Genomic DNA, 4,663 nt, shown 5'->3' on the forward strand with positions numbered 1-4,663 from the left:
TGGAGCTCGTGCTCGCCGCCGCGGAGGCCTTTCGCCGTGCCGGCTGCGCGGTGGCGCTGGCGCTCGTCGCGCCACCCGGCGGGCTGCTCGCCGGCCATGCCGAAGGTGCGCGGTGGCGCGTGCTGCGCCGTCTGGCCGCGGCCGGCATCGCGCTCCACCCGGCTCGTGCACGGGGCACGCCTGCGGGGCTCGAGCTTGTGGACGCCGGGCGCGACGCGCCGACAACGCTGCCCGCGGACTGCGTGATCGCCGCCACCGGCGCACACGCCCCGCCCTGGACGCAAAGCAGCGGCCTGGCCTGCGACGCCGCGGGCTGGGTCATGGTCGACGCCGGCCATCGCAGCGTCTCGCATCCTTTCATCCACGCCGCCGGCGACGTGTGCACCCGCGCGGATCCCGGCTTCGCGCGCTCGGGCGTGCACGCGGTCCATGCCGGCCCGGTGCTCGCCGCCAATCTGCTCGCCGCACTGGCGGGCGGCCCGGCGAGCGCGCCGGTGCGCAGCTACCGGCCGCGCCCGCGTTCGCTCCACCTGATCGCAAGCGGTCCGCGCCACGCCATCGCCTCGTGGGGACGCTGGTCCGCCGAGGGGCGCTGGGTGTGGCGCTGGAAGGACCGCATCGACCGAGGATTCATTGCACGTCACCGGCGCGCAGCCATCGTGCCGGTGTAAGAATCCGCGGAGCACATGCGACAAAGCCCGAAGCTCCCTTCTCACTCCCTTATTCCCCGGGGCCCCACCATGCATGAACTCGTCCAGGACTACTACGGCCGCACCCTGCAATCCTCCGCCGACCTCAGGACCTCGGCCTGCTGCGATGCCAGCGCCCCGCCGCCGGCGCTCAGGCCGGTGCTCGGGCGCATCCACCCCGAAGTGCTCGCGCGCTACTACGGCTGCGGCCTGGTGAGCCCGCCCCTGCTCGAAGGCTGCCGGGTGCTCGACCTCGGCTGCGGTTCGGGGCGCGACGTGTATGCGCTCGCCCAGCTCGTTGGCGAGCGTGGCGAGGTCGTCGGCGTGGACATGACCGCGGAGCAGCTCGCCGTCGCGCGCCGCCACGAGGACTACCACCGCGAGGCCTTCGGCTTCGCGCGCAGCAACGTGCGCTTCCTCGAGGGCTATATCGAGCGCCTCGACGAGCTCGGCCTGGAGGACGCCAGCTTCGACGTGATCGTGTCGAACTGCGTGATCAACCTGTGCCCGGACAAGGCCGCGGTGCTGCGCGAGGTCTTCCGCCTGCTTCGCCGGGGTGGCGAGTTCTACTTCTCGGACGTGTATGCCGACCGCCGCGTGCCCGCCGCCGTGCGCGACGATCCGGTGCTGTACGGCGAATGCCTGGGCGGCGCGCTGTACTGGAACGACTTCCTCGCGCTCGCCCGCGCCGCAGGCTTCGCCGACCCGCGCCTCGTGGAGGACCGGCCGCTCGCGGCGACCGACCCCGCGCTGGCCGCGAAGCTGGGCGACGTCCGCTTCTTCTCGGCGACCTGGCGGCTGTTCCGGATAGACGGACTGGAGAGCGCCTGCGAGGACTTCGGCCAGGCGGTGGTGTATCGCGGCACGCTGCCCGAGCAAGCCACGCGCTTCGTGCTCGACAAGCGGCACGGCTTCGACGCCGGCCGGGTCGTACCGGTGAGCGGCAACACCTGGCGCATGCTGCATGACAGCCGGCTGCGGCCGCACTTCGACTTCATCGGCAGCTTCGAGCGCCATTACGGCCGCTTCATTGCAGAGGGCCCGGCGATGCCCTTCGACACGGCGGCGCGCGGCACCGTCACGGACAACCCGGCGCCGACGACAATGCCGGCGCCGGTCCCCGCGACCCTCGGCAGCGCGGCGCGCAAATCCTGCTGCTGATCGGGCCACGACGGCTCCGCACGGCTCACCCGCTCCCGGGACGAAGATGAAGAAACGCCTTCTGCTGCTGCTCGTGCTCGCGCTCGTCGCCGGCTTCTTCGCCAGCGGGCTGCACCGCCAGCTCGACCTCGACACCCTCAAGGCCGGCATGGCCGGGTTCGCTGCCTGGCGCGAGGCCTCGCCGGTCCTGGTCGCCGCCCTCTATTTCGCCGCCTACGTGGCGGTGACCGCGCTGTCGCTGCCCGGCGCGGCGGTGATGACCCTGGCCGGCGGGGCACTGTTCGGGCTGGGCTGGGGGCTGCTGATCGTGTCCTTCGCGTCGACCATCGGCGCCACGCTCGCCTTCCTGGTCTCGCGCCACCTGCTGCGCGACAGCGTGCACGCGCGCTTCGGCGCGCGCCTGCGCGCGATCGACGAGGGCATCGCGCGCGACGGCGCGTTCTACCTGTTCTCGCTGCGCCTGGTGCCGGCCTTCCCCTTCTTCCTGATCAACCTGCTGATGGGGCTCACCCCGATCCGCACGCGCACCTTCTACTGGGTGAGCCAGCTCGGCATGCTGCCCGGCACGCTGGTGTATGTGAACGCGGGCACCGAGCTCGGCGCGGTGGACAGCCTGGCCGGCGTGCTGTCTCCGGGCCTCGTCGCCTCCTTCGTGCTGCTCGGCCTCTTCCCGCTGCTCGCACGCTGGATGGTCGAGCGCGTGCAGGCGCGCCGGGTGTATGCGGGGTGGCAGCGCCCGGCACGCTTCGAGCGCAACCTGGTGGTGATCGGCGCCGGCGCCGCCGGGCTGGTGACGTCCTACATCGCGGCGGCGGTGAAGGCGAAGGTGACCCTGGTCGAGGCCGGACGCATGGGCGGCGACTGCCTCAACACCGGCTGCGTGCCGAGCAAGGCGCTGATCCGCAGCGCCAGGCTGGCCCACCAGATCCGCCACGCCGACCGCTACGGCCTGGAGCCCGGCGAGCCGGAGATCGACTTCCGCAGGCTGATGGCGCGCGTGCGCGCGGTAATCCGCAAGATCGAGCCGCACGACAGCGTGGAGCGCTACAGCGCGCTCGGCGTCGAGGTGCTGCAGGGGCGCGCGCGCATCGTCGACCCATGGACGGTGGAGGTGGCGCTGAACGAGGGCGGCACGCGCCGGCTCAGCACCCGCAGCATCGTGATCGCCACCGGCGCCCGCCCGACCGTGCCCGACCTGCCCGGGCTGGAGGCGGTAGGCTACCTCACCAGCGACACGGTATGGGACGCCTTCGCCGCGCTCGACGCGCCGCCGCGCCGGCTGCTGGTGCTCGGCGGCGGGCCGATCGGCTGCGAGCTGGCGCAGGCGTGCGCGCGCCTCGGCTCGCAGGTGGTGCTGGTGGGGCGCGCGCCGCAGCTCCTGCCGCGCGAGGACGCCGATGTCGGCGCCTTCGCCCGCGCCGCGCTGGAGGCGGACGGTGTGGAGGTGCTGACCGGAGTCGCGGCATTGCGCTGCGAGCAGGAAACGGCAGCGGGCGGCACAGACAAATTCCTTGTCGTCGCCGACCCCGCCAGCGGCGGCGAGCGCCGCATCGCCTTCGACACCCTGCTGTGCGCGGTCGGCCGCAGCGCCCGCCTGGAGGGCTTCGGCCTGGAGGCGCTCGGCATCCCGACCGGCGCGACGGTGGCGACCGACGACTTCCTGCAGACGCGCTACCCCAACATCCTCGCCGCCGGCGACGTCGCCGGGCCCCTGCAATTCACCCACGTCGCCGCGCACCAGGCCTGGCACGCGGCGGTCAATGCGCTCTTCGGCCACCTGCGCCGTTTCCGCGTCGACTACCGCTGCGTGCCCCACACCACCTTCACCGACCCCGAGGTCGCCCGCGTCGGGCTCAACGAGACCGAGGCGCGCGCACGCGGCATCGCGTTCGAGTTCACCCGCTACGATCTGGCCGAGCTCGACCGCGCAATCACCGATGGCGCCGACCGCGGCTTCGTCAAGGTGCTGACCGTGCCCGGCAAGGACCGCATCCTCGGCGCCACCATCGTCGGCGAGCACGCCGGCGAGTTGCTCGCCGAGTTCGTGCTGGCGATGAAGCACGGTCTGGGCCTGAACAAGCTCCTCGGCACGATCCACGCCTACCCGACCTTCGCCGAGGCCAACAAGTCGGTCGCCGGCGAATGGAAGCGCGCGCACGCGCCGCAGCGCGTGCTGCGCTGGCTGGAACGCCACCACGCCTGGCGGCGGGGCTGACGCGCCGCGCGCATCAGGCGCGCTGGTAGCGCGTCCGGCTCGACAGCACCAGGCCGACAAGGGAGGCGAGCCCGGTGATCACCCAGGTCCATTGCCAGCCGCCGACAGCGCCCGCCACCCAGGCCACCAGCGGCGGGCCGAGGAACTGGCCGGCCGAGGAGCACTGCTGCATCCAGCCCACGGTGGTCGACACCGTATCGTCGTCGGGCGCCACATGCACCGCGAGCGCGAACAGGGTCGCCGGGATAAGCCCGCCGATCGCCGAGAACAGCACCACGGCCAGGTAACGCGCGACCGGCAACTCGGCCGTGAGCGGCGAGAAGGCGACGAAGGTGGTCGCCGCCATGGCGAGGAAGCCGGCGTACAGCAGGTGGCGCGCGCACACGCCGCGATGCAGCAGGCGGCCGGCGGCGACGTTGCCGGTGACGTTCGCGAGGCAGGCGAAGGCGGTCAGCAGCCCGGCCACCTGGCCCGACAGTCCGGCCTGGGCGTAGATCGACGGCAGGAATCCGATCACCGCCAGCCACTGGCTGGAGTACATGGAGAAGGTGATCGCCACCCGCCACGGCCCCGCGCTGCCGAGCGTGGCGCGCAGGCG

The 4,663-nt window shown here is 72.8% G+C and carries 4 protein-coding genes; 3 read left to right on the top strand and 1 reads right to left on the bottom strand.

The annotated features are described in order from the left end of the window. The 3 genes from C665_RS18445 to C665_RS18455 form a co-directional block, all read left to right on the top strand. Window positions 1–671, top strand: a 671-nt coding sequence (locus tag C665_RS18445; protein ID WP_004326334.1) for an FAD-dependent oxidoreductase, incomplete at its 5' end; no start/stop codon positions are given. Window positions 672–740: 69 nt separating this feature from the next. Then, on the top strand, window positions 741–1,850 hold the full coding sequence (locus tag C665_RS18450) for a methyltransferase domain-containing protein (RefSeq protein WP_004326336.1): 1,110 nt from the start codon (window positions 741–743) through the stop codon (window positions 1,848–1,850). A gap of 46 nt (window positions 1,851–1,896) precedes the next feature. Next, window positions 1,897–4,065 carry a dihydrolipoyl dehydrogenase family protein gene (locus C665_RS18455; RefSeq protein ID WP_004326337.1) on the top strand — a complete coding sequence of 723 codons (2,169 nt, stop codon included), beginning with the start codon at window positions 1,897–1,899 and terminating at the stop codon, window positions 4,063–4,065. Window positions 4,066–4,078: 13 nt separating this feature from the next. On the opposite strand, the gene C665_RS18460 is transcribed toward C665_RS18455, so the two are convergent. After that, window positions 4,079–4,663 (bottom strand): MFS transporter (locus C665_RS18460; RefSeq protein WP_004326339.1); only part of this gene is annotated, 585 nt, incomplete at its 5' end.

Origin of the sequence: Thauera aminoaromatica S2 (assembly GCF_000310185.1) — a bacterium.
In the GTDB taxonomy this organism is placed as follows: Bacteria; Pseudomonadota; Gammaproteobacteria; order Burkholderiales; family Rhodocyclaceae; genus Thauera; species Thauera aminoaromatica.

Coding starts and splice junctions, on each gene's coding strand:
- C665_RS18450 (WP_004326336.1), top strand. CDS start 741: ATGCATGAACTCGTCCAGGACTACTACGGCCGCACCCTGCAATCCTCC.
- C665_RS18455 (WP_004326337.1), top strand. CDS start 1,897: ATGAAGAAACGCCTTCTGCTGCTGCTCGTGCTCGCGCTCGTCGCCGGC.